Genomic DNA, 2,938 nt, shown 5'->3' with positions numbered 1-2,938 from the left:
GACATTCAAGGGTGGCGGGCCGAGTTCTACAACAACGAGACGCTAACGGGGCTGCCGGTTCTGGTCCGCGATGACGAGGCGATCAATTTCCAATGGGAAGATAATTCGCCGCACCCTCTCGTAGCGGCCGACCACTTCTCCACGCGCTGGACGAAAGAGGTGAATTTCGCCGGCGGTCACTACGCCTTCAGGATCTTCCGCGACGATGGGTTGCGCATCTTCATCGACGGCGCTCCGGTGTTCAACAACTGGCAATATGGCGCCGGGTGGCACTATGCAGATGTCGCGATCTCCAGCGGTTGGCACACGGTAACGGTCGAGCAGTACGAGATAGACGGTTGGGCCGGAGCGACCGTAGAATGGTATCCGCTAGCCGGCGTGGAAGAGAGCGAGGGCAACAACACGCCCGGCTATGCCAATGCGATCACCTCTGCGGCACATGGGTATATCAACCCGGCTGGCGACGTCGATTACTATTGGTTCTCCGGCCAAGCTGGTCAGCAGATGACGGCGGCGATCACTGCCGTCACCAACGGTTCGAGTCTCGACTCGTACCTAACCTTGTACGATTCCAACGGCGCGACAGTCCTGGCCGAGAACGATAATGACTTCACGGCCGATTCGCTCATTGTGTATTCGCTGCCACACAATGGCATGTACTACCTTGCCGTACGGCACGATTCGAACTCAGGCGGCCCGAGTCATTGGTACAGTCTGGCTCTGGAGCTTAAGCAAGGCGGGCCTAACGTCTTCTACACCAGCCCCGCCACCAGCGCCAAGATCGGCGGCATCCCCGCCACCCCGGCCGACATCCTGCGCTACACCAAGTCCACCAACACCTGGACGATGGTCTACGACGGCTCTGACCACCGGACGCCCAAGAACCTCGGCGCTTTTGCCCTGCTCGACAACGGCAGCCTGCTGCTCGTCTTCAGCGCCAACCAGGTCATCGCCGGCCTGGGCACGGCCACACCGCGCGACGTGGTGCGCTTCACGCCCAATGCGCCGGGCGTCTTCCCGCTGGGGGCCGGCGCGTACTCCTGGTACTTCCGCGGCGGCAGCTACGGCCTCACGACCTCCGGCGAGAACATCGACGCCCTCGACCCGGTCGGCGACCGGCTGCTACTCAGCACCGCCGGCGCGGCGACGGTCACGGCCGGCGGCGCGACGCTGAAGGCGGCTGATGAAGACGTGTTGGCCTTCAACCGGACAACGGGGCAGTGGGAGCCAGCGCTGGTCATCGACGGCTCGCGCATGACCGGCATGGGGGTAGAGGACATCAACGGCCTGTGGGACGACCCGCAGTCGGGCGACTACTACGTCACCATCCTGGGCGCGTTCAACCTGGGCGGCGTGAAGGGCACGGGCAAGAGCATCGTCAAGTTGACGCCCAACAGCGGGGCGACGAGGTTCACGCCGTCGCTGGTCACCTGGCTGGCCGCCGGCGCGACGTATCCATCGACGTTGGATGGGTTGGAGTTGGCGCGATAAGATGGGTAACGAAGTAATGCGCTAACAAGGGCATCAGCGAAGGACGCGGAGAATCAAAGAACGCCAAGAAGCGCATTTCTTGGCGTTCTTAGTCAAGTCTTGCGTCTTTCGCGCACGACTGCTGAACGAAAAATGCTACAATTGCCGCCTGACAGATTCAGTATCATTCACGTTGTAAGTACCGGCTAACGTTTTCTATGCACTCCGCCAGGAGCCTGAGGTATTTGTGCGCGAAATGCGCGTAGCCGCTGCCGTAAAATGGTACGAAACTCATCAGGTTTCCCAAGCCAAAGCGGCCAAAACAGCCGGTCTTTCGCGGGCAGAGTTTCTGGCGGCGCTATCACGCTTTGGCGCTACTGCTTTTCAAGTGACCGCAACCGCATTGATCGAGGAAGTCAAAGGCGCCTAACACGAAACGATTGCATAACTCAAGTAGTCGTTATCAGTCTACCACCGAGTCAACTCCCTGACCTCGCGACTGGCGTCATAGTATTTAACCTCACTGAGAGACACCTTTAACACCTTCCCCATACGTGAAGCTTTCGCTTTGAGAGCAGGTATGCGCAGGAGGGCGCGCAGTACCACAGGCGCTTCACTGTTTCGCTCTTTAGGAAGATCCAAGCAGACGACACAATAAGCCGGATGTGGTTGGACTACTCGCCAAAAGTCATCCACATTCGTCGTAACAAATGTTGGCTGAGTGAGTTGCTGGAGGAGCGCCGGTATAGCGTCGTCGCGAATAACGGAGCCAGGGCGCAGCTGTGTAACGGAAATCACCTGGCCTCGATACCATGTAGCTATCGAGGCCAGGATTTGGCGACTATGGATGTTCTCGTCGACGACGATCACCGCCGGCTTTACACCGCAAACGGATAGATGGTCTGCGCCCGATGAATGAAGGCCTCATCCGCCAGTCGTAGCGCCTCACGAATGGCGGCCGTTCGCAGATTGCTTTGCGCGTACTCAGCCACAACTTCATCAAGGTTTCGCCCGTCTCTTAGTAAAGCGAGGATGGCGCTAACCTCCAGGCGCGTATACTTGAAGGTCGGACGCCCGCCGCAAACACCAGGAGCGATGACGATAAATTCGCCCAACGGGTAATACTCGTAGGGAACGCCCCCCACCGTTTCCCGAACAAGCTCTGGCGTTGTCGAGTCATTCATCATAACCGCATTGTATCACATCTACAGCGCTCGAACTCGTCACTCGTCACTCATCACTTCAGTTCAATCACCGCCTTCACCATATCCTCCTCCCGCTCCATGCGGAAGCCCAGCTTTTCGCTGATCTGGATCATGCCCCGGTTCTCCGGCAGCATGTAGGCGATGACGTGCTGGATGCCTTCCTGGCGGCCGGTGTCCAGCAGCGCTTGCAGCAGTTGCGTGCCCACGCCCCGCTTCTGGAAGTCGTCGCGCACCAGGATGGCGAATTCCGCTTCCTCCGGGTT

At 59.1% G+C, this 2,938-nt stretch carries 3 protein-coding genes and 1 pseudogene; 2 read left to right on the top strand and 2 right to left on the bottom strand.

Translation table 11 applies throughout. From position 1 onward, the window contains the following. A partial coding sequence (locus ACE3UY_RS20280; protein WP_374689298.1) for a PA14 domain-containing protein occupies nucleotides 1-1,491 on the top strand: 1,491 nt, incomplete at its 5' end. Between the two features lie 193 nt (nucleotides 1,492-1,684). Next, nucleotides 1,685-1,900 (top strand): annotated as a pseudogene (locus ACE3UY_RS20275) (UPF0175 family protein); the annotation flags it as partial. A gap of 448 nt (nucleotides 1,901-2,348) precedes the next feature. Here ACE3UY_RS20275 and ACE3UY_RS20270 read toward each other — a convergent pair. Next, nucleotides 2,349-2,657: a DUF433 domain-containing protein gene (locus ACE3UY_RS20270; protein ID WP_374689297.1), complete on the bottom strand. Its 309-nt coding sequence runs from the start codon at nucleotides 2,655-2,657 to the stop codon at nucleotides 2,349-2,351. Between the two features lie 50 nt (nucleotides 2,658-2,707). Next, a partial coding sequence (locus ACE3UY_RS20265; protein WP_374689296.1) for an N-acetyltransferase family protein occupies nucleotides 2,708-2,938 on the bottom strand: 231 nt, incomplete at its 5' end.

This window comes from Promineifilum sp. (SeqCode), from assembly GCF_041918635.1.
Taxonomy (GTDB): Bacteria; Chloroflexota; Anaerolineae; order Promineifilales; family Promineifilaceae; genus Promineifilum.
Note: the sequence above shows the minus strand (reverse complement) of the source record. Positions and strands in the feature narration are given on the sequence as shown.